Here is a 20640-nt window from a genome sequence, read left to right as displayed (position 1 = left end):
GGTCCGTTCCGGGTGGTGACCGGCGGGAGGGGCGGAACTCATCGCCGGGCCGGAAGAAAACTCAGGAGTTTTTCTCGGCGTACGACAACGGCAGGCTGAGCAGACCACGGGCGCGCAGCGAGCGACGCCACCGGAGGTCCTCGTCCGCGAGGGCGAGATACGGGAACCGTTCCAGCAGCGCGGCCAGGGCGATCTCGGTCTCCGCGCGGGCCAGCGGGGCGCCGAGGCAGTAGTGGATGCCATGGCCGAGGGCGAGATGTCCGGAGGCGTCCCGGGAGAGGTCGAGGCGGTCGGGCTCGGGGAAGCGGGCGGGGTCGCGGTTGGCGGCGGCCAGGGAGAGCAGGACGGTCTCGCCCGCCGGGACGGTGACGCCGCCGAGGGTCACGTCCTCGGTGGGAAAGCGGCGGATGGCGAGCAGCGCGGGCCCTTCGAAGCGGGCGAACTCCTCCACGGCGGCCGGAAGCCGCGCGGGGTCCGCACGCAGGGCGGCGAGCTGCTCGGGGTGCTGGAGCAGCGCCGCCACGGCGTTCCCGATGAGCTGCACGGTGTTCTCGTACCCGGCGAAGAGGATGAGGAAGGCGAGGGACATCAACTCGTCCTCACTCAGCCGGTCGCCCTCGTCGCGGACGGCGATGAGGTCGGAGAGCAGGTCGTCGGCGGGTTCCTGGCGTTTGTCGGCGAGGAGTTCGCCGAAGAAGCCGAGCATGGCGGCGACCGCCGCCTTCGCGTCCTGCGGACGGGCCGGGTCGGGTGCGACGAGGGTGTCGGTCCAGACCCGGAAGTCACGCCGGTGCCGGTCCGGGATACCGAGCAGGTCGCAGATGACGGTGATGGGCAGGGGCGCCGCGTAGGAGGCGATCAGGTCGGTGGTGCCGTGCGGGCCGAGGGCGTCGAGCAGCCGGTCGGCGGTCTCGCGGATGGGGGCGCGCAGTTGCTCCACGCGGCGCGCGGTGAACGCCCGCACGACCAGTCGGCGGACGCGGGTGTGGTCGGGCGCCTCCATGTTGAGGAGGTTGGCGTCCAGCGCGGGCGGCAGCGACAGGCCCTGGTAATTGCCCTCCTTCGCGTGCCGCTTGTCCACGGACAGCCGCGGGTCGGTCAGTGCCTCGCGCACGTCCTGGTACCGGGTGACGACCCAGGCCGGGTTGCCGTCGGTGCCGGCGATGCGGTGCACCGGCGCGGTGTCGCGAAGGCGCCGGTACGCGTCGTGGGGGTGGTCGATGAGGCCGTCGGCGGGATCCATGGGGATCAGCCTAGGGGCGGTCTCAGGTGTCGTAGTCCTGGATCCGCCGGCCGTGACCGCGGTCCAGGAGTGCCGGCATCCGCTCCCCCAACTCCCGTACGACTCCCGGCACATCGATCGTCAACAGCTCCCGGTCCCGCATCAGCACCCGCCCGTCCACGATCGTCGTCCGTACGTCGGAGGAGCGGGCGCTGTGCACGAGGGTCGCGGCGAGGTCGTGCACGGGCTGGGTGTGCGGGCCGGTGAGGTCGATCAGGATGATGTCGGCGCGTCGGCCGGGTGCGAGGGTGCCGAGGCTGTCGCCGAGGCCGATCGCGCGGGCGCTCTGGAGTGTGGCGTGGTGCAGGGCTTGACGGGACGTCAGCCAGCGGGGGTCGCCGGTGGTCGACTTCTGGATGAGGGCGGTGAGGGTCATCGACTCCCAGACGTCGAGGGTGTTGTTGGAGGCGGCTCCGTCGGTGGCGAGGCCGACGGGGATGCCGATGTCGTGCAGGGCGCGTACGGGTGTCGTGGTGGGCCAGGCGAACTTGAGGTAGCCGCGGGGGGCGGTGGCGACGGCGACGCGGCCGGAGGCGTCCCGCAGAATCGGCAGGTCGCGGTCGAGGATGCCGGTGCCGTGCGCGATGAGGACGTCGGTGTCGAGGATGCCGGTGCGCCGCAGGACCTCGATGGGGGTGACGCCGTGCCGGGCGAGGCTGGTCTCGGCCTGGTCGCGGTTCTCGGCGGCGTGCAGATGGACGGGCAGGCCGTGCTCGCGGGCGAGGTCTGCGGTGGCGGCGAGGTCGGCGTCGTCGACGGTGTAGGGGGCGTGCGGGGCGAGGGCGGTGGTGATACGGCCGCCGGCGCCACCGCGATGCCGTAGCGCGAACTCCAGTGACCGCTCACGCCCTTGAGCCCCCTGGGAGGAGAAGAATGCCTCGCCCAGATGCGCCCGCATCCCGCACTCCTCGACCACGGCGGCCACGGCGTCCATGGAGAAGTAGTGGTCGGCGAAGCAGGTCACGCCGCCACGGATCATCTCGGCGCAGGCCAGCCGTGCCCCCAACTCCACGTCCCGCTCCGTGAGGTTGGACTCGATCGGCCACACGACGTCGTTGAACCACTCCTCGATGGGCAGGTCCTCGGCGACACCGCGCAGGGTGACCATCGGGGCGTGGGTATGGCAGTTGACGAGCCCGGGAAGCGCGACCTGCCCGCCGGCGTCGATCCGCTCGACGGCGGCCCGCCCGCGCACCGCGCCGGCGGCCGTGACGGACTCGATGACCCCGCCGTGCACGACGATCGCGGCGTTCTCCTCGAACCCGATCCCCTCTTGATCGTCGTGCACGAGGACGGTGCATCCGGTGATGATGAGGTCGGCGGCAGCTTCTGCGGGAGAAGGCGTCATCACGCCAACGTACGACGTGGTCGTCGGGTCGCGTGAGGTGAACCGCGCATCCGGTCGGGGGTCTGTCGCACGGGCCCGGCGCGCGGGCAGGCTGGCCACGTCACGGCCCCCGGCTTCTGGAAGGAGCCCGGCATGATCCTCGGCACCTGGAACCTGGAGAACCTCTACCGGCCCGGCGGCGAGTTCGGCCCCAAGGACAAGGCGACGTACGAGACGAAGCTCGCGGCGCTGGCGGCGGTCGTCACCGGTCTCGACCCGGCGCTGCTCGGCGTGCAGGAGGTCGGGGACCCGGAGGCCCTGCGGGATCTGGTCGGACTGCTGCCCGGCGACTGGCACGTCGCGCTCTCCGAACACCCGGACGGCCGGGGCATACGCGTCGGCTTCCTCAGCCGCACGCCGCTGCGTGTCCTGCACGACACATCCGCCTTCCCGGAGAAGCTGATCCCGGTGCAGACGGACGACACGGGTGGCACGGTGACACAGTCGGGCCGTGGCTTCCTGGCGGTGGAGACGGGGACGGAACCGCTGCGCGTGGCGGTCGCCCATCTCAAGTCGAAACTGCTGTCCTACCCCGGCAACCGCTTCAACCCGCGCGACGAGGGCGAACGCGCCCGCTACGGCGCCTACGCCCTCTACCGGCGGGCGGCCGAGGCGACGGCGCTGCGCGCGCTGGCGGACGTGCTGCTGGCGGGTGACGGACGCGAGCGGGACGTGGCGGTCGTCGGCGATCTGAACGACGAGGTGCAGGCGGCGACCACCCAGATCCTGCTGGGCCCGCCCGGCTCGGAGATCGGCACGCCCGGCTTCGAGGTGCGGGACAAGGGCGACGCGCACCGCCTGTGGAACGTGGCACCGCTGATCCCGGCCGAGCAGCGCTTCTCACGCGTCAACTCCGGCCGCCGTGAGCTGATCGACCACATACTGTGCAGCCACCGCCTGGTCCACCGGGTGACAGCGGCGGGGACGGGGGCGGCCGATGCGCCGGAACTGCCGTCGATAGGCCCGGATCCGCAGCGACGACGAGGCGAGGCGGGCTCGGACCACGCGCCGGTCTGGGTGCGGGTCGAGGCCTAGGAGGCCCGTGCAGCCATACGGCTCCGGCATCACCCGGCGAGTGGCACCTCAGGAGCCTCCGGGATCCGCAGCCCGACCCGGTCGCGCTCCTCGGCGAGTTCATCGAGGAGCTCGTTGAGCTCGGCGAGGTGCCAGGGCGTGAGCCGCCCCGAGTCGTCCAGGTGGACGGCGCACGCGGTCGTCGTGTCGACGAGCCGTTCGAGGGTGGCGACGACATCGTCCGCGCCCTCCGTGTGCCGGGCGAGCGCGGGCAGTTCGGCGGCGGCGAGGGCGATGGCGGTACGGGCCTCGGCGAGCGCCCGGTAGGCCTCACGGCGGAGGGTCCAGCGCAGGGCACGGGCATCGGCCCCGCCGTGCGCGACCCCGTCGGACTCACGAAGGACATGGTCGAGATAGCCGTACGCGGCCCGCCCCGCCGCACCGAGCCGCGCCCGCACACCCCCGCCCCGCTGCCCCGGCATCGGCAGATGCCCGACGACGAGCACGATCGCGCACGCGAGCAGCGTCTCCCCGATCCGGCTCACGGAGGCCTGCGGCTCGCCGCCCACCATCACCAGGGCGAGCACCAGGACGGTCACGACGGCGGTCTGCGCGGCGAAGTGCCGCGTGGCGACGGGAATCAGAGCCCCGCTGAGCGCGACCAGCGCGATGAGCCCTTCCGGCCGGGGCAGCACGGCCGCGAACCCGGCGAACAGCAGCGCCCCCAGCACGGTGCCGGCGGCCCGGCACAGCACCCTGGACACCAGTGGCCCGAGGTCGGGCTTGACGAGGAAGACGGCGGTGGCCGGGAGCCAGTACCAGTGCTCGTGCTGCCCGTACCACTGGGCGTGGTGCAGGGCCTGGGCGATCCCGGCGCTGGCCCCGAAGCAGAGGCCGACCCGCAGCCCGTACTCCCTGCCACCGGCCCCGAACACGGCCCGGACAAGATCTTTCACGCTACGGCGCCGAGTGTGCAGGTCCCTGTTCTCCCTCCCCCGGTCGAAGGCCTCGGCGGCATGCAGCAGGGCGTCGTCGAGGGCGCGCAGGGCGGGCGCGGAGCGGGACGGCGCGGGCAGGGGCCCGGTGTGGGTGTTGCCGCGCACGGCGGCGGCGAGGCGCCGGGGCCCTTCGGAGGCGCGTCCCGGCACCGCCTCGCCGGCCCAGGCGAGCGCGGTGGCGGCCTCGCCGAGCGGCAGGGCCGCGGCGTACTGCGCGTGCAGCCGCCGCTCGGCGGACGAGGAGGCGAACCGCCGCAGCCGGGGCCCGGTGAGGGCGTCCTGGGCGTGATCGAGGGCGGCGGTGAGGGCGACGCGGCGGGCGTTGGCGTGCGGTGTGGCGACGGCGTCGAGCAGCTCGGCGACGGCGTCGTACACCCCCGCCACGGCGTCCCGCTCCCCGTCGAACCGGAAGTCCCCGACGAGCGCCCCGGGCGTGGGAGGCACGAGCCGCAGCGCCACCAGCCACGCCGCCCCGCCGAGATAGGCGACCGCCCGCATCCACCCGCTCTCGGGCAACGGCATCCCGGCCCCGATCGCAGCGGCGACGAGAATCTGCGTACCGGCCCCGGAGGCCACGGCCCCGACGGCACTGATGCCACCGGCGACCAGCCCGAGGCAGGTCAGCACCAGCGTGAGCGGTACGGCCCCGAGGTGTTCCCCGGCATACGTCCCGACGAACAGCCCGGCCGCACCCGCCATCGCGGGCACCCCGAGCCGCCTGACGGACGCTCGGCGGCTGCCGGGACGGTCATTGACACCGGCGAGCATGGCGGCGATGGCGGCGACGACACCGAGGGAGGTGCGGTCGGCTAGCACGGCGACGAGAAGCAGCGGCCCGGCGGCCAACGCCCCACGCGTGACGGCACTCCAGGGAACCGGACCACGCTGGGTGCGCAGAGTGTGGGCGAGCCAGGGCGGAAGGGAGAGGACCGGGCGTGCGGGGCGGGACACGGGGCTCCTGTCGGGGCGAGGGCGGGGGTGGGTGCCTTCGGGCGACGGTGGCCGGGCTGTGGTGTCCACGGTAGGGGGAGGTGGGGGCGGAAACGGGGCTGCTGTATTTCCGCGATGTGACGGTTGGTGCGAGAGGCGAGTTCTTTATGAACGCAATCGCTTCCGGCCACCCCGCGACCGTGCGCCGCCCATGCCCCGATGCGCCCTGGACGACACTCCCTCCCCGCGTCGATCATGCTCACCTCTCGTGGCGGTCAGGTGAGCGGAGACGATGAATGGCGCGCTGGCTGGAGGAGATGTCGGAGGCCGTCCGACGACTCTGCGTCGACACCGCCGGGACGTCGTCCCGCACCGCCAAGCCAAAACCCAAGTACTACGGCGACGTCCGCCGGCTCGGCGACGGCTGGTACGCGCTGTCCACCTACAAACGGTCGGTCAACCCGGACGACCTCACGGAGATGCGGCTGGCCGCGCCCACGGAGCTCCCAGGCACGGACAGCGCGGGGTACCGGGTGATCTCGTACGCCGTGGAACCGGAGCGGATACGACTCCAGGTCGGCGCCCACGCGCCCGCCGCCGGCCTCGGCCTGTGGGCGATCGGCCGCCCCGCGGACTTCCTGGAGCGGTCCCTGCGCGACGCGCTGACGTCGCTGGAGGAGCCGGGCCTCGCGGAACAACTCGTCACCGGGCGCCTCTCCGCCGTCGCCCGGCCCACGAGCACGGCCGCCGGCGGAGTGCTCCAGGGGGCGCAGGCACAGGCGTACCTGGCCTGCACGACTCCCGGCATACGGCTGGTCTGGGGACCGCCGGGCACGGGCAAGACGACCGTCCTCAAACGCGCGCTGGACGACCTGATGACCCGGGGCAAGCGGGTCCTGCTGGTCTCCGGCACCAACATCGCTGTGGACAACGCCCTCGAAGGCGCCATCCGGACGAGGATCGGCCTGAAGCCGGGTGAGATGGTCCGGGTCGGCACGCCCCACCTGGCCTCCGTGGCCAAGGACGACCGGGTCTCGCTGCCGCTGCTGGTGCGGGCGCGGCTGGAGGAGAAGGAGAACGAACGGGCCGAGGCGGAGGCCGAACTGATCGCGCTCCGGGCATCACCCGAGCTGAGCCGCCTCCGCGACCTCGACCAGCTCCTCTCCGGCTACGACCCCGAGGCCTACGCCGATGCCCGGCGACGGATCAGGAACGGTGCGTTGCTGGACGACCTCGCCCGGCAGGCGGAGGAACGGCAGGTGCCCGTGGCCGCCGCCACCGAGGCGTACGAGCAGGCCGCAGCCGTAACGCGCGAGCGGACCGCGGCGTTGGAGGCCCTGGCCCCGCAGCGGGCCCAACTTGCCGAGGCCGCGCGGCTGCAGGGCGTCCTCGACGGCATGGAGAGCGAGACGCTCCAGGCCCAGTCCGCCGCCCGGCGCGCCGAGGGCGAACTGTGGGAGGCACGGCGCGAACTCGACGCCCTGGAAAGGGAGAAGGGGGTGTTCGCCCGGCGCCGCACCAAGCCACGCCGGACCGAACTCGGCCACCACGTCGCCGGGCTCGACACGACATGGCGGCGCGCAGCCGCATCGGCCCTGGACGCCGTACGGCAGTACGAGCGGCAGTGCGGCATCCTCCGGCCGCAGATCCGGGCGGCGCGCGCGGCCGCGCACCCGGTCGACGAGGCCGAGCTCGACCGCCGAGCCGACGCCGTGTCAGCCGCCCGCGAAGAAGAGGCCGCCGCCCTCGTCCACCGTTCGGCCGCACAGTCCGAGCTGACCCAGGCCGTCGCAGAGCTCGCCGACGCCGAGGAGCGCCATCCCCGACCGCTCCCCGAGGACCAGCCCTTCATCGACGCGGCACGCCGGGCGGGCCTCCCGAAACTCGACAACGAGCGGGGTGCACTGCGCAAGGAGACCAAGCCGCTCATCGAGGAGATCGAGCACCTGGAGCGCAGGCACGAGCAACTGCTCAAAGATCTCGCCCGGTTGCGCGCCCAGGCGGAGCCCGAGATCGTCCGCGACGCGCAGGTCGTGGCGACCACGCTGGCCCGGACCCGTATCAACAGGGCAGTGGCGGAGGGGCCGTACGACGTGGTCCTGGTGGACGAGGCCGCGGCGGCGCTCGTCCCGGAGATCGTCGTGGCGGTCGCGAAGGCCCAGGAGACGGCCGTACTGCTGGGAGATTTCTGCCAGTTGGGCGCCGTGAAGCACGAGAAGACCCCCACTGAGCCGAACCTCGCCCGCTGGCTGATACGCGACTGCTTCGAACTCGTCGGCATCCGCAGCCCCGACGAGGCCCTGGCCCACGAGGGCTGCGCGGCACTCCTGACCACACACCGGTTCGGCCCGGACGTGGCGGAACTGGTCAACCGCATCGCATACGGCAGCGACCGCGCCGACGGCCCACGGCTGGTGTCCGGGGTGGCCGCCCGGGAACGCGACAGGGACCCCGAGATCGTACTGATCACCACCGACCAGCTCGATGACGGCGGCCTCGGCCTCGCCCGCACCCCCAGCAAGGGCAAGGGCCGCTGGTGGACGGCGGGCAGCGTCATCTCCCAGGCGCTCGCCGAACGCCACCGGGACCAGGGCGAGTCGGTCGGCATCGTCACCCCGTACAACGCACAGGCCGACATCACCCACGACTGGCTGGCCGACCAGGACAGCCTGCACCGCTCCCCGGCGGTGGAGGTGGGCACGGCGCACCGCTTCCAGGGCCGCGAGTTCGACGTGGTGGTCCTCGACCTGGTGGAGGACGGCCGCCGCCTCGGCTGGACCGGCCGGGGCAGCATGCAGGACCCGTGGGACTACGCCCGCAACGGCGCCCGTCTCTTCAACGTCGGTGCCACGAGGGCGAGAAGACGCGTCTACGTCGTCGCCGCCTGGGCGGCCATATCGCAGGCGAAGGAGGGCACAGTCCTCGCTCACGTCCGCGATCTCGCCACCCCCGGCCCGAACCGCCGCATCCTCGGCGTACGGGCATCCCAACTCCTCGGCCTCGACGAGTCGGACATCCCGCAGGAATTCACCCCCGTCCACCACGAGATCTGGCAGGCCTTCGACGGCCACGTCCGCTGGGACGCGATTTACGACGAGCAGAGCTATTTCCCGGCCGCCCTCGAAGCCATCGACAACGCCCGCCAGAGCGTGTGGCTATGGGCGCCCTGGTACTACAAACGCCTGTGGGAAGTCCTCCCCCACCTCTACGCGGCGCGCCAACGCGGCGTACGTGTCGTGGCGTTCGTGGTGGAGGACGCCGACAAGGGTCTGCAACACCAGCTGCACGATCCGAGAACGGCCGAGGACGCGGCCCACCGCCTCCCCGAACTGACCGCAGCGGTAAGCCAGTTGGTCCGCATCAGAACAATGCACCAGAAGATCCTCGTAGTGGACGACCGCACGACGTTCCTCGGCAGCCTCAACACCCTCTCCACCCCGACAGGAGGCGGCGCCCGCCGAGAAATCATGGTCCGCTTCCGCGGCACCCGCTTCGCCCGCTCCCTCCTGGAGCACGAGCATGCGGAGGCGTTCTCACACCCGGAGCAGTGCCCCAGGTGCCATGTCGACATGGAGGTCAGAAAGTACAGGGCAGACGCCAAGAACAAAGGCAAGTCCCACTACTGGGCCTGGGCCTGCCCGCAGCGCCAACCCGCCCCATGCGGGGCGATGCGCGAGGTGTACGGGGAGGACGCGCGACTGGTGCCGAAGGCACGGCGGGTCTGACCCTACGCCACCCCGAACATCGTCTCGGCATCGGCGATCGCCTCCAGCAAGGCCTCCGCATCCGGCCGCAGACCCCCGAGGATCCGGTCCACCCCCCGCAACCCGGCCCGCTCCAGCAACCGCTTCTCGTTGGTCACCCACTCCCCACGCGCCGCCAACACACCGTGCCCGTTCTGCACGGCCGCCGTGGCGAGGGCGCCCGCGACCTCGGTGAGGCGGCCGGCCGGGGCGTGGTTGGCCTTGGCGTAGGCGAGGGTGGCCCGGGCGGTGCCGTGCCAGCGTTCGCTCGCGGTCCGGCGCAGCTTCTCCGGGTAGCGGTCGGGCCTCGGCAGCGAGCCGCGCAGCACCTGATTGATCGCCAGTTCCGCGACCACCAGATAGCTGGGAATCCCCGCGAGATGGAACAGCAACGGCTCCACCCGGAACCGCCCCTCCTCCGCCTCCGCCAGCTCCCGCTCCACCACATCGAGATCGCGATAGTGGACATCCACCCGCCGCCCCTCGATCGTCAGCCACGCTCCCCCGTTGAAGACACCCCCACCCCAGCCACCGACCTCGGACACCTCGCCCGCCCAGCCGAGGGCGCGCAGGTCGGCCGGGTCGAAGGAGCCGCGATAGTAGACGGCGAGGTCCCAGTCACTGTCGGGCCGATGCGTGCCCTGGGCCCGCGAGCCGCCGAGGGCGACGGCCTGGATGGTGGGGAGTTCGGCGAGGCGGTCGGCGGTGTGGTTGAGGAAGGCGGGGTCTTCGGGGGTGGGCATGGGGGCAGCGTACGGAGGGGTGGGGGACGTCTCTACGCAATTACGGGCGGCTGACGGGGAGCCTCATCCTGTGGCCGCTACGCCGAAGTCCGCTCCGGAGATGGCGCCCAGCCCTTGCACGATCCGCACCAACGGGGCGCGCAGCACCGTCAGTTCGGCCCGCATCGTGTCAGCCTCCTGCCAGGCAGCCTCGTGGTCCAGGGGAGACACATCCGCCGGACAGCGAGCCTCGTAAGCGGCGAGGCGCGGATGCCACACGCTGGTGAAGGGGCGAATCGCCTCGTTGATCAGGGCATAGGCGAGGTTCTGGACCGTCGACGCGCCGCTCTCCGAGCTGCCCTCCAGGCTCACGCTGTACGTGTGCAGCGTCGCACGCGTGATGTCGATCAGGGCCTTCAGGGATTCCAGCGCTTCGCGCAGGCTCCCCGTGCCCGGTTCAAGCTCCTGGACCCCGATCCGGGTGACCAGCTCTACCTGGATGTCGTAGGCGGCCATCCGTTCCGGCTCACTGGGCGCTGCCATGGGTGCCTCCCTCCGGGTGCCCGGGAAGGCCAGCGTAGCCGGGGCGCGGGAATCGCGGCGGTCGGCCAGGGTGCGCAGAGCAGCATGACGCAGGGCTTCCGCGCGGGCAGGGGCCGGGTCATGGTGGTGCCAGGCGTGCTGGGTCACCGGGTGCAGGGACCAGCGTTCGTCGGCTGCGGCGGCCAGCAGGCTACGGGCGTGTAGCTGCGCGACACCGTTGGCAGCACGCCGGTCGGCCACGACCTGGGGGACTCGATCGGCGGCGGCCAGGATGCATGCCGCGTCCCTGGTGGTGAACGGTAGTGGATGGAGGGCGGCCGCGCAGCGGAGTACGTCGGCGGCCTCCACAGTGTCGGCGTCCCGGATGAGAGAGGCCGTCACATCCTCGTCCGCGAGCGTGTCGAGGAGAGAGCCGGCACGGGCGTACAGCCCGTCGTGAAGAGTGCGGGGATGGTGGCCGGCGCTGACGGCTCGCCCCAGCAGACCCAGAACGAGGGGATGGCCGCCGACCGCTTCGGCCAACGCTTCGTCTCCGCCGACCAGCACGCGCGCGTGGGATACGTCGAGCGGCCCCAGGTCTACTGAGGTACCGAGAGCGTCATAGGCACGGCTGCGGAGGGTGTAGAGGCTGTGGCCGAGGGGATGTGGTGCTGCCATCGCCAGGATCTCTCGCACAGTGAACCGGCCGACGGGTACGGCGTCGACGATCCAGAGGAAGGGCTCGCCCTTGGCTTCGAAGTACCCGAACAGATCATTGGAGCCAAGAGCACGCACCGAATCGTCGTACGACGAGCCATTCACCCAGAAGATCCCACCTGGATACGCCGCAGCGAAGCGGAGTGCATATTCCTGAGCGAGCAGAGTCTTTCCGATGCCCGCCATGCCCCGGATCTGAACAGCATGCGCCGCAGCGCGGCCGGTGATGAGCGGCGCGGCATGGGCATGCAGGGCGGAGTGCACCTGCCAGAGCTCAGAGAGCCGTCCCAAGAACTCAGGGCGCGACTGGGGTGTGCCCAACAGCCAGCGTCGCACGCCCTGTTCCCTGATGCTTATGTGCCCGTCGAGTCGGGCAGTGTGGTCGCATACGTCGGCGACAAGGGTGTCGAGGTCGGTGTCCGAAGCATGGCGGGCGTCACGAAGTTCGACAGGGTGAATGTGGTCCGTGTGTGGTTCCGGGTTCACGACCATGACACGGAGCCGCGGATCGCCTTCCGCGAGTCCCGCCAGATAGGCGGTGGTCAGCTCCCACTGGCAGGCCTCTCGCTCGGGGTAGCCGGTGGAGTAGTACGCGAGGAGGGCCTTTGATCGGGTCAGTTCGCGCCGGATGGTGTCGCTGATGCCGGTGAACGACGCGACTCCAGCCTCATCCGTGAACACCTTGAGCCCGCCGTCGCGCAGCGCTCGCGCCAGCGGACGAACCCGCTCCACATCGCCGCGGCTATAGCTGAGGAAGACGTCCCACACAGAAACGCAGCCTACTGCGGGTGCGGGGAGGGCGATCATGAGACGCAAGCGGCGTAGCCGTGGCGGCCCGTCGCAGATCAACGCCAAGCTGACGATTCCGTTGGTCGGCGAGATCTCCGGCACATGGGAGCCGGCCGACACGGAGCGCAGGGCGGCCTGGGAGCTCTATGTCGAGCTGGTCACGCGCGTGCCGATCGAGGAGCTCGGCGCGGACGAGGGCGTTTTACGCGAAACCCTGTCCTCTCTCCACACCTTCTTCAACACCACACGAGAGATCCTCCGCCGCTACGGCCCCGAAGTGGCTCCCCCGATGGCCCCGGGGCATTTCAGCTTCGGCATCATCGCCCTGACCGTCCTCAACCGAGTCCTGCGACCGCTGCTCACGTCGTGGCATCCCCGCCTCAAGTCCTATGAGTCCCAGCGACCGCACGGCCAGGATCCCGTGACGCATGAGCGAGCCTGGCAGCACGCGGACGAGCTGCGACGTGAGATCACTGGGGCGCGGCTGACGCTGCTCTCGCTGGCGCGGACCCTCCAAGAGGTAGCCGGGGTGTGCGACCTGATCGACCTGCCGGCACCGCGCCCTCCTCGTCCCCCGGGCCCAGGGCGCGCTCCAGACGAGCCAGGGGGAGCTGGCGGTCCGGGGAGTTGAGCGCGTCGGCGAGCGACGGCTGATCGGGCCCGTTGTCAGTGCCACGCGTTATCAATGGAGTCGTCACTCAGCGTAATGACGACGGGGGAACCATCGATGACGACGAAGGCTACGACGGACGAGAACAGTCCCGAGGGGCAGCGTAAGCATCTCTCCGCAGCCGGGCTGCGGGCCCGAGGGTGGACACCCGCGATGGTGCGGCAACTGCTCGGTGAACCCGATCTGTTGCGCTCCCATCCGCACTTCCACTCCGCCCCGCAGACCCGCCTCTACAGCATCGAGCGTGTCGAGGCCGCCGAGCAGAGCGAGGAGTTCCGGGCCGCCTCGGCGGTCGCCGCGCGCCGGTCCGCCGCCGCGCGGGCCGCGGCTCTGCGCAGGCGGCGGGAGGTGCTGACGCGGATCGCGGCGTTGCCCCTCCAGGTGCCGCGACTGGCTCCGGGGACCCTGGCCGCACAGGCGGTCCGGCACCGCAACCGGCGGGAGGAGGAGCGAAGGTCCTGGCGGGGAAGCCATGGCGGACGCCCCGCCGCGGTCACGGGTGCCGCTACGGTCGAGGGAGCCGCCGCGGACGTCCTCGACCGCTGGAAGGTCGACTATCTGCGCCATCGGGTGACCCGCGACGAAGGGAGCCTCGATGAGAACGCGTTGCACGGCCGTATCGGCCGCGCGGCAGCCGAGGAACTGCTGCGCCGACGCGTCTACGCGGCGATCGCGAAGGCGTACCCGGAGCTGGCGCGGGAATGCGAGCGCCGACTGCGGGAGTGAGGGGGAAATTCGGATGCGTGCCCTTGTGCGGGCGCGGATGATCGGCGGGTCGTAGGCCGCCCCACACGTCAGGAGCCCCCATGATCCGACGCGTCACCTCCCCCGCCCTCTTCCCACCCCCCACTTACTCCCACGCCTCCATCGTCGAAGCCGGCACCAGGCTCGCCTTCCTCGCCGGTTCCGTGCCGCTCGACACCGGCGGGAACCTCGTCGGGGAGGGCGACCCGGTGCGGCAGGCCGAGCAGGTGATCGCCAATCTCCGGGAACAACTCCGCGCGATCGGCAGCGACTTGGGCCATGTCCTGTCGACCGACGTGTACGTCGTGAGCGGTGACACCGCCGTACTGTCCGCCGTGTGGGAGGTCGTCGAGGCGTCCGGGCTGAGCAGCGGGCCTCATTCTTCGACGCTTCTCGGGGTGGCCTGCCTCGGGTACTCGGGGCAGTTGGTGGAGATCACGGCCACCGCCGTGGTTCCCGACCAACCCGCGGAGGGGACGCCGTCATGACCGCCGTCGCCCTGCGCCGCGCCCTGCCCACCGATGCCGGTGCCGCCGCCGACGTGTGGCTGCGGTCGTTCGCCGCCGCGCTGCCGACCGTCGTACGGCCGCGCTCCGACGACGAGGTGCGGACGTATTTCCGGGAGGTGGTGGTGCTGTTGCGGGAGACGTGGGTGGCCGAGGCCGCCGATCGGGTCGTCGGGGTCATGGTCCTCGACGGCGATCTGCTCTCGCAGCTCTATCTCGATCCCGAGTGGTGTGGGCGCGGCATCGGGGGCCGGTTCGTCGCGCTCGCCAAGCAGCGGCGCCCGGACGGGCTGAGCCTGTGGACCTTCCAGGTCAACAGGCCCGCCCAACGGTTCTACGAGCGCCATGGCTTCGTCGCCGTCGAGTACACGGACGGGGGTGGGAACGAGGAGCGGGAGCCGGACGTGCGGTACGTCTGGCGTCCGGGGCACGCTCACCCGGCCTGAGTGCCCCACGCCCGCCGCTTCGGCAACGGCCTCGCATACCCCCCGACCCGGCTGGTCCCCAGCCCCAGTCCCACCAGCGACTCGGCGAGTTTGACGGCCGCCCCGACCCCGTCGACGACCGGAAGCCCCAGCTTCTCCGACACGGTCTGCTGCAATCCGGTCATCCCGGCGCAGCCCAGCACGAGCACCTCGGCGCCGGCGTCCCGTGCCCGCTCGGCGGCCGTCAGGAAGGCGGCCTCCGTGCGTTCGGTGTCCTCCAGCTCCAGCACGCCGAGCCCGGTGCCGATCACGGCGGCGCAGTTCCGCCCGACCCCGGCCAGCTCCAGGCTGTCCTCGATCTGTCCGCAGGACCGCTCCAGCGTGGTCACCACGCCGTAGCGCCGGCCGAGGAGGCAGGCCAGATGGGCGGCGGCCTCGGTGATGTCGACGACGGGTACGTCGACCAGCTCCCGGACGCCCTCCCGCCCGTGCTCGCCGAAGCCGGCCATGACGACCGCGTCGTAGGCGGGGCCCTCGTACGTGCGCAGAGCGTCCATGACGGCCGCGGCCGAGAGGTAGCTGTCGAGCCAGCCCTCCGCCGACTCCGGGCCCCACGCGGGGGTCAGCCCGAGCACGGTGGTGCCCGGGCCTGCGGCGGCCCGGGCACCTCGTACGATCTCCTCGGTCATCTCCTGCGTGGTGTTGCAGTTGGTGACGACGATCCGCACGTCCTTCAGACCTCCCGCGCCGAGGACACGGCCGCGCGCTCATCGCGGCACAGCACCAGATACACACCCGCCGCCATCGCGGTCCCGATGAACCAGGAGTACGGCGCCACCTCGCCGAACGTCTTCACCAGCGCCAGCACCCCCGCGACCCCCGCCGCCGGCAGGAACGCCCACAGCGCCTTGGGGTTGACGCCCTTGCGGTAGTAGTAGCGCGAACCGGGCTCGGCGGAGAAGAGTTCGTTCACGTCGATCCGGCCGTGCTTGACCAGGTAGTAGTCGACCATGATGACGCCGAACAGCGGGCCCAGGAAGGCGCCGAGGCCACCCAGGAAGTAGTTGACGACCGTTGGGTTCGAGAAGAGGTTCCACGGGGTCACCACCAGCGCCGCGACCGTGCTGATCATGCCGCCGACCTTGAAGGTGATCTTCTGCGGCCAGACGTTGGCCAGGTCGTACGCCGGTGAGACGAAGTTGGCGACGATGTTGACGCCCATGGTGGCGATGGCGAAGGTCAGCGCCGCCAGGACCAGGACCCAGGTGTTGCCGACCTTGGCCACCAGTTCGGCCGGGTCCGTGATGGCCTCGCCGAACACCTCGAGCGAACCGGCTGTGACGATCACCGAGACGACGACGAACGCCGTGGAGTTGATGGGCAGACCCCAGAAGTTGCCCTTGCGGACCGTCCGGTAGTCGGGGGCGAAGCGCGAGAAGTCGCAGAAGTTGAGCATCAGCGTGCCGTACGTGGCGAGGATCAGGCCGATCGCGCCGAACCACTGTCGCCACTGCTCCCCCACGGACACCGGGTGCGGGGTGGACGTGAGCGAGATCGTCCAGCCGGCCTTGGCGAGGACCCAGACCGCCAGCGCGATCATCACGACCCAGATCGCCGGGCCGCAGAAGTCCTGGAACTTCCGCACCGACTCCATGCCCTGGCTGATGATCAGCGCCTGGATGAGCCAGAGGGAGAGGAAGGAGACCCAGCCGAGCGCGTGCAGGCCGAGGAAGGAGCTGTGCGTCCAGGACTCCAGCCCTGGCCAGGCGGCCAGCAGCATCACGTTCACCGCGACCGAGGCCAGATAGGTCTGGATGCCGTACCACATGATGGCGATCACGGCCCTGATCAGCGCCGGGATGTTGGCGCCCCAGACACCGAAGCTGATGCGGCTGACGACGGGGAAGGGGACGCCGTGGCGCTGGCCGATCTTCCCCATCCAGTTCATGCCGACGTAGATCAGCACGAAGCCGACGAGCAGGGAGGTGAAGACCTGCCACACGTTCATGCCGAGGACCAGCAGGCCGGCCGCGAAGGTGTAGTTGCCGAGGTTGTGGACGTCGGACATCCACAGGGCGAAGAGGTCGAAGACCTTCCACTTGCGCTTGTCCGCGGGCGCGAGGTCTTCGTTGGTGAGCCGGGGATCGGGGACGAATGTCGCTGTGCCGGTGACTTCGGCACGGTCGGCGAGGGACACGGGGCCTCCAGGAGCCAGGGACGGAGGACTGCTGGGTGATGCTTGTGGAGGGCGTTTGGTATACCAAACTGCGGACATGGTCCTCCCGTCAACAGTTCTGACCGATGTCGCTCCTGTTAACGCTCCGTAAATCACACCCCGAGTCGGCGAAGATGGCTCCATGAGCAGCTCCACGACGAAGGTCGAACCCATCGGCGCGGTACGGGAACGCGTCCTGGCGACCCTGCGGCAGGACATCATCGCCGGCCGGCTCCGCCCAGGTGACCGGCTTGTCGAGCGCGAGCTCGCCGAGCGCCTCGGGGTCTCGCGCGTACCGGTCCGCGAGGCGATCCGGGCCCTGGTGGTGGAGGGCTTCGTCCAGTTCGAGTCGGCCCGCCGTACGGTCGTCCGCCGGCTCACCCCGGCCGATGTCAACGAGCTCTTCGAGCTGCGCGAGGCCCTGGAGGTGTACGCGGCCGGACTCGCCGCGTCCCGCGCCACGCCACAGGACCTGGCCGAGGTGGAGCAGCTGCTCGACCAGGCGGCCGCCGCGACCGAGGCCGGGGACGCGGAAGTGATCACGGACGTCAACAGCCGGCTGCACGACCGCATCGTGGCCATGGCGGGCAACACCCTGCTGATTGAGGCCCTGGAGCCGGTCGCCGGCCGGCTGCGCTGGATGACCCGGCGCAATGAGGAATGGCCCCAACTCCTCGTGGAACACCGTGAGTTGTACGAGGCGATCGCCTCCGGCGACCCGCACCGCGCCCGCGAGCACGCCCTCGCCCATGTACGGACCAACCACCGCTCGACGGTACGGCAGCTGTTCGGCGAGGCGGCGACGCATGAGCTCTCCTAGCGGCCCGGCAGACCCGCCGCCCGCGCCGCCGTACCGAGAACCTCGCGCAGCATCGCGGGCGTGAGCCGGCCGGTGAAGGTATTGCGCTGGCTGACGTGAAAGCACCCGAAGAGCTCCAGCCGCCCCGCCCCGTCGAGCCCGACCCGCGCCCCATGCGCGAACCCCGGCCGCGGCCGGGGCACGCTCCAGCCCGCCTCCGTCAGCGCGGGCAGCGCCGCCTGCCAGCCGAAGGCGCCCAGGGCGACGACCGCCCGCAGCGTCGGCCGCAGCAGCCTCAGCTCCTGGACCAGCCAGGGGCGGCAGGTCTCGCGCTCACCCGGGGTGGGTTTGTTGGCGGGCGGGGCGCAGTGCACCGGCGCCGTGACGCGGACGCCGTACAGCTCCAGGCCGTCGTCGGCGGCGACCGAGGTGGGCTGCGAGGCGAGGCCCACGTCGTACAGCGCCTGGTACAGCACGTCGCCGGAGCGGTCCCCGGTGAACATCCGCCCGGTGCGATTGCCACCGTGGGCCGCCGGGGCGAGCCCGATGATCAGCAGCCGGGCGTCCGGCGGGCCGAAGCCGGGCACCGGGCGGCCCCAGTACGTCTGGTCGGCGAAGGCGGCGCGCCTGGTGCGGGCCACCTCCTCACGCCAGTCGACCAGCCGCGGGCAGGCCCGGCACCCCGCGATCCGCAGGTCCAGGTCGGCGAGGGCGTCCACGCCTCCACCGTAAGGCCGCCCCGGCGGGAAAGCCGAGGCCAAGGTCTGTCCGCGAGGACTAAGGTCGGGGCATGGCTTCCGAGGATGACGAGGAGAAGAGCGGCAGCACGGCCGGCGGTGAGCAGGCCGTCGATCCGAAGATCGCCGCCGCCGTGGCCGCGGCCGAGGCCGCCGGTCCGCAGAACGGCGAGTCGGTGCGTGTCGACAGCTGGATCTGGGCCGTTCGCCTGGTGAAGACCCGCTCCATGGGCGCCACCGCCTGCAAGGGCGGGCATGTGCGGGTGAACGGCCAGAACGTGAAGCCGTCCCACTCCCTGCGCATCGGCGACGAGGTACGGCTGCGGCAGGAGAACCGGGAGCGGATCGTCATCGTCAAGCGGCTCATCCGCAAGCGGGTCGGCGCCCCGGTGGCGATCCAGTGCTACGTCGACAACTCCCCTCCCCCGCCGCCGCGCGAGGCCGTCGCCCCGGCCGGTATCCGCGACCGCGGCACGGGCCGGCCGACCAAGCGGGACCGGCGCGAGCTGGAACGCCTGCGCGGCCTGATGGGCGGCGGCGCGGGCCGGCCACCCGGACACTGACGCGCGGCGAAGGCGTCCGGCGAGCCCAGAGGCCCGGTCCGGACGCCATCGCCGCGCGGCATCATCCGTATCCGCATAACCCTGCGGCGCTCACGCGCGTCGTCGCACCAGCCGCAGCAGATCCGCGTTGGAGCCGCGCCGCGCCCAGGCGATCAGGGCGAGCGGCACGATCAGGATGATCGGCGTCGCCGCGTTCTCCCCGCCGAAGGCGGTGATCGTCACGACGAACGCGCCCACCATCAGCGCGCTCAGCGCCATCGCCGCCACCGACTGCAGCACCGGGATCAACAGCGCTATGGCACCGGCCAGTTCGAGCGCGCCGATCGTGTACATCCCCGCGCTGCCCCAGCCCAGCTCGTCGAAGCCCTCGGCGGCCGACGGGTGCGCGATCAGCTTCGGCAGCGCGCTGGCGATCCCGTAGAAGAGGGCGAGCACGATCTGCAGCCCGCGCAGGGCGATCCGGGCGCGGCGGCCGCGCGGGGTCGCGGACTCGGCGACGACGGTGCGGGAGGGGACGGAGGTGGCGGTGGTCTCGGACATCGGGGTCTCCTGTGTTCAGCGGTCCGTGGTGCTGTCAGAGAGGTAGACCGGCGCCCGCTCCCGAACTCATCGCTCAACTCATCGCCGTACGACGGAAATTTCAGCCGCTCCCCTCGAACGGCAGCCACCCGTGCCCGATGTACCAGTGCCGGCCGGCCCGCAGATGGTCCCCGACGGCCCGCTCCACGGTCGTGCCGCGCGGCAGGCTCTCGATCGGCAACTCCGGGTCGCCGAAGACGAATTGGACCGGCTCGGTGTCGGCCGGCTCCCGGTCCTCCCGGGCGAGCCGGAAACGCTCCTGGAACCGGACGATGTTGGAGTCGCCGGGCAGATACTCCTTGAGCTGCGCGTCCAGCAGCCAGGAGTGGCAGGTCACCACCCGGTGGCGCTCCAGCGGGAAGTGGAGCGGGAAGAACTCCCGGGCCATCGCCAGGGACCGGTCGACGACGGCCGGGGAGATCGGCCCCAGGAAGTCGGGTATGTGGAGATTGAGGCAGAGCGCGTCCGGCCCCAGGTCGAGTCCCGTCGCCGCGAGCCTGGTGCCCGTGCGCTGCCCGAGCCGCGCCCGCTCGAACTGCAACCGCCCCAGCTGGTACAGCTCGCCGCGGAAGTGATGCACCAGCCACCACGGCGCCTGCACCCCCGCGCGGCCGTACCGTCTGCGGTGCACGGCCATGTTCCGCCCGAGGTCGGCGAGGGTGCGCCGGCAGATATCGGCCGGGATGCCGCGTTCGCGGTGATAGGCGCGGGTGTACGGCAGCGCCGCCACGAACACGTACACGGGGAAGCAGCGCTGCAGCGGGCCCGAGGCCCAGTCGAGGTCGGGCAGGTCGACCGCGCCGCCGGCCTCGCCCATCCCCCGGACGAGCTCGTCGACGGACCGCTCCAGGAACTGTCGCAGCTCCGGGTCGTCCGTCACCCGCCGCCCCATCCGCACGAGGTCATTGATGTCCTCATGGGGTACGGAGAGGTCGAGCAGCACTTCGGCCAGTTCATCGGTGTCCGGCAGCAAGAGGCCCCCTGCGACGAGAACGAGGAGTACGTTTCAAGAAGGGAGTGGTGTCCCGATGCGTACAGGCAGTGAGCCTACGACGGCGCGCAGTGCACTGCGGGCCCGGTTCTGGTTGTGCGTGTGGGGGCTGCTGTGGTCGATGCTCGGCACCGCCGCGTTCGCAGTGGTGGGCCGTCCCGGCTGGGCGGCGGCCTGCGGGGTGCTGTGGCTGGTGATCACGATCGACATGACCATGGTCCTCAGACACATCCACCAGGGCCCGCACTACCAGCCGGGCCGCGACATACCGCCGTATCTCCCGCCCGAGAACCGCACCTGATCATCC

The 20640-nt window shown here is 71.4% G+C and carries 19 protein-coding genes; 9 read left to right on the top strand and 10 right to left on the bottom strand.

Going from position 1 to position 20640, the window contains the following annotated elements; all coding sequences use genetic code 11:
• Positions 1-61: 61 nt before the first annotated feature.
• The gene (locus IE325_RS16040) at positions 62-1243 is read right to left on the bottom strand and encodes a cytochrome P450 family protein (protein WP_190070570.1); all 1182 of its coding nucleotides are present in this window, start codon (positions 1241-1243) and stop codon (positions 62-64) included.
• A gap of 22 nt (positions 1244-1265) precedes the next feature.
• Entirely contained in the window at positions 1266-2630 is a 1365-nt protein-coding gene (locus IE325_RS16035; RefSeq protein ID WP_190070569.1) for an amidohydrolase, read from the bottom strand.
• Positions 2631-2762: 132 nt separating this feature from the next.
• On the opposite strand from IE325_RS16035, the gene IE325_RS16030 reads away from it, so the two are divergent.
• Complete coding sequence (locus IE325_RS16030) at positions 2763-3704, top strand: endonuclease/exonuclease/phosphatase family protein (RefSeq protein ID WP_190070568.1); 942 nt, start codon at positions 2763-2765, stop codon at positions 3702-3704.
• 29 nt (positions 3705-3733) lie between these two features.
• Here the strand turns inward: IE325_RS16030 and IE325_RS16025 are convergent, their stop codons facing one another.
• A complete protein-coding gene (locus IE325_RS16025; RefSeq protein WP_190070567.1) occupies positions 3734-5632 on the bottom strand; it encodes an FUSC family protein in 1899 nt (632 codons plus the stop codon).
• 275 nt (positions 5633-5907) lie between these two features.
• On the opposite strand from IE325_RS16025, the gene IE325_RS16020 reads away from it, so the two are divergent.
• Complete coding sequence (locus IE325_RS16020) at positions 5908-9336, top strand: AAA domain-containing protein (RefSeq protein ID WP_190070566.1); 3429 nt, start codon at positions 5908-5910, stop codon at positions 9334-9336.
• A 2-nt stretch (positions 9337-9338) separates the two neighbouring features.
• Here the strand turns inward: IE325_RS16020 and IE325_RS16015 are convergent, their stop codons facing one another.
• Together IE325_RS16015 and IE325_RS16010 are read right to left on the bottom strand one after the other, a co-directional pair.
• On the bottom strand, positions 9339-10097 hold the full coding sequence (locus tag IE325_RS16015; RefSeq protein WP_190070565.1) for a nucleotidyltransferase domain-containing protein: 759 nt from the start codon (positions 10095-10097) through the stop codon (positions 9339-9341).
• Between the two features lie 63 nt (positions 10098-10160).
• A complete protein-coding gene (locus tag IE325_RS16010; RefSeq protein ID WP_190070564.1) occupies positions 10161-12083 on the bottom strand; it encodes a tetratricopeptide repeat protein in 1923 nt (640 codons plus the stop codon).
• 37 nt (positions 12084-12120) lie between these two features.
• Between IE325_RS16010 and IE325_RS16005 the strand changes: the two genes are divergently transcribed.
• From IE325_RS16005 to IE325_RS15990, 4 genes are all read left to right on the top strand, one after another.
• Entirely contained in the window at positions 12121-12735 is a 615-nt protein-coding gene (locus IE325_RS16005) for a hypothetical protein (protein ID WP_190070563.1), read from the top strand.
• Between the two features lie 96 nt (positions 12736-12831).
• Positions 12832-13500: a hypothetical protein gene (locus IE325_RS16000; protein WP_229911835.1), complete on the top strand. Its 669-nt coding sequence runs from the start codon at positions 12832-12834 to the stop codon at positions 13498-13500.
• 80 nt (positions 13501-13580) lie between these two features.
• Complete coding sequence (locus IE325_RS15995) at positions 13581-14006, top strand: RidA family protein (RefSeq protein WP_190070562.1); 426 nt, start codon at positions 13581-13583, stop codon at positions 14004-14006.
• Entirely contained in the window at positions 14003-14470 is a 468-nt protein-coding gene (locus IE325_RS15990; RefSeq protein ID WP_190070561.1) for a GNAT family N-acetyltransferase, read from the top strand. Before IE325_RS15995 ends, IE325_RS15990 begins: the two co-directional genes overlap by 4 nt.
• Here the strand turns inward: IE325_RS15990 and IE325_RS15985 are convergent.
• Entirely contained in the window at positions 14458-15177 is a 720-nt protein-coding gene (locus tag IE325_RS15985) for an aspartate/glutamate racemase family protein (RefSeq protein ID WP_190070560.1), read from the bottom strand. The genes IE325_RS15990 and IE325_RS15985 overlap by 13 nt on opposite strands.
• A gap of 5 nt (positions 15178-15182) precedes the next feature.
• The gene (locus tag IE325_RS15980) at positions 15183-16646 is read right to left on the bottom strand and encodes an NCS1 family nucleobase:cation symporter-1 (RefSeq protein ID WP_190070559.1); all 1464 of its coding nucleotides are present in this window, start codon (positions 16644-16646) and stop codon (positions 15183-15185) included.
• Between the two features lie 160 nt (positions 16647-16806).
• Between IE325_RS15980 and IE325_RS15975 the strand changes: the two genes are divergently transcribed.
• Positions 16807-17484 (top strand): GntR family transcriptional regulator, encoded by a 678-nt coding sequence (locus tag IE325_RS15975; RefSeq protein WP_190070558.1) that lies wholly within the window; start codon positions 16807-16809, stop codon positions 17482-17484.
• On the opposite strand, the gene IE325_RS15970 is transcribed toward IE325_RS15975, so the two are convergent.
• A complete protein-coding gene (locus IE325_RS15970) occupies positions 17481-18182 on the bottom strand; it encodes a uracil-DNA glycosylase (RefSeq protein WP_190070557.1) in 702 nt (233 codons plus the stop codon). The genes IE325_RS15975 and IE325_RS15970 overlap by 4 nt on opposite strands.
• 71 nt (positions 18183-18253) lie before the next feature.
• Between IE325_RS15970 and IE325_RS15965 the strand changes: the two genes are divergently transcribed.
• On the top strand, positions 18254-18763 hold the full coding sequence (locus tag IE325_RS15965) for an RNA-binding S4 domain-containing protein (protein WP_190070556.1): 510 nt from the start codon (positions 18254-18256) through the stop codon (positions 18761-18763).
• A 90-nt stretch (positions 18764-18853) separates the two neighbouring features.
• Here the strand turns inward: IE325_RS15965 and IE325_RS15960 are convergent, their stop codons facing one another.
• Positions 18854-19303, bottom strand: coding sequence for a DoxX family protein (locus IE325_RS15960; RefSeq protein ID WP_190070555.1), 450 nt, complete (start codon positions 19301-19303; stop codon positions 18854-18856).
• Positions 19304-19403: 100 nt separating this feature from the next.
• Positions 19404-20315, bottom strand: a complete 912-nt coding sequence (locus IE325_RS15955) for an acyltransferase domain-containing protein (RefSeq protein WP_190070554.1) — start codon at positions 20313-20315, stop codon at positions 19404-19406.
• Between the two features lie 55 nt (positions 20316-20370).
• Here IE325_RS15955 and IE325_RS15950 point away from each other — a divergent pair, with 55 nt between their 5' ends.
• Positions 20371-20634 (top strand): DUF6343 family protein, encoded by a 264-nt coding sequence (locus IE325_RS15950; RefSeq protein ID WP_190070553.1) that lies wholly within the window; start codon positions 20371-20373, stop codon positions 20632-20634.
• Positions 20635-20640 lie beyond the last annotated feature (6 nt).

Origin of the sequence: Streptomyces lanatus (genome assembly GCF_014655715.1) — a bacterium.
Lineage (GTDB): Bacteria > Actinomycetota > Actinomycetes > Streptomycetales > Streptomycetaceae > Streptomyces > Streptomyces lanatus.
Note: the sequence above shows the minus strand (reverse complement) of the source record. Positions and strands in the feature narration are given on the sequence as shown.

What these genes read in the sequence shown, in the direction of transcription:
- IE325_RS16040 (WP_190070570.1), bottom strand. Translation starts at nt 1,243, where the DNA reads ATGGATCCCGCCGACGGCCTCATCGACCACCCCCACGACGCGTACCGG.
- IE325_RS16035 (WP_190070569.1), bottom strand. Translation starts at nt 2,630, where the DNA reads ATGACGCCTTCTCCCGCAGAAGCTGCCGCCGACCTCATCATCACCGGA.
- IE325_RS16030 (WP_190070568.1), top strand. Translation starts at nt 2,763, where the DNA reads ATGATCCTCGGCACCTGGAACCTGGAGAACCTCTACCGGCCCGGCGGC.
- IE325_RS16020 (WP_190070566.1), top strand. Translation starts at nt 5,908, where the DNA reads ATGGCGCGCTGGCTGGAGGAGATGTCGGAGGCCGTCCGACGACTCTGC.
- IE325_RS16015 (WP_190070565.1), bottom strand. Translation starts at nt 10,097, where the DNA reads ATGCCCACCCCCGAAGACCCCGCCTTCCTCAACCACACCGCCGACCGC.
- IE325_RS16005 (WP_190070563.1), top strand. Translation starts at nt 12,121, where the DNA reads ATGAGACGCAAGCGGCGTAGCCGTGGCGGCCCGTCGCAGATCAACGCC.
- IE325_RS16000 (WP_229911835.1), top strand. Translation starts at nt 12,832, where the DNA reads ATGACGACGAAGGCTACGACGGACGAGAACAGTCCCGAGGGGCAGCGT.
- IE325_RS15995 (WP_190070562.1), top strand. Translation starts at nt 13,581, where the DNA reads ATGATCCGACGCGTCACCTCCCCCGCCCTCTTCCCACCCCCCACTTAC.
- IE325_RS15990 (WP_190070561.1), top strand. Translation starts at nt 14,003, where the DNA reads ATGACCGCCGTCGCCCTGCGCCGCGCCCTGCCCACCGATGCCGGTGCC.
- IE325_RS15975 (WP_190070558.1), top strand. Translation starts at nt 16,807, where the DNA reads ATGAGCAGCTCCACGACGAAGGTCGAACCCATCGGCGCGGTACGGGAA.
- IE325_RS15965 (WP_190070556.1), top strand. Translation starts at nt 18,254, where the DNA reads ATGGCTTCCGAGGATGACGAGGAGAAGAGCGGCAGCACGGCCGGCGGT.
- IE325_RS15960 (WP_190070555.1), bottom strand. Translation starts at nt 19,303, where the DNA reads ATGTCCGAGACCACCGCCACCTCCGTCCCCTCCCGCACCGTCGTCGCC.
- IE325_RS15950 (WP_190070553.1), top strand. Translation starts at nt 20,371, where the DNA reads ATGCGTACAGGCAGTGAGCCTACGACGGCGCGCAGTGCACTGCGGGCC.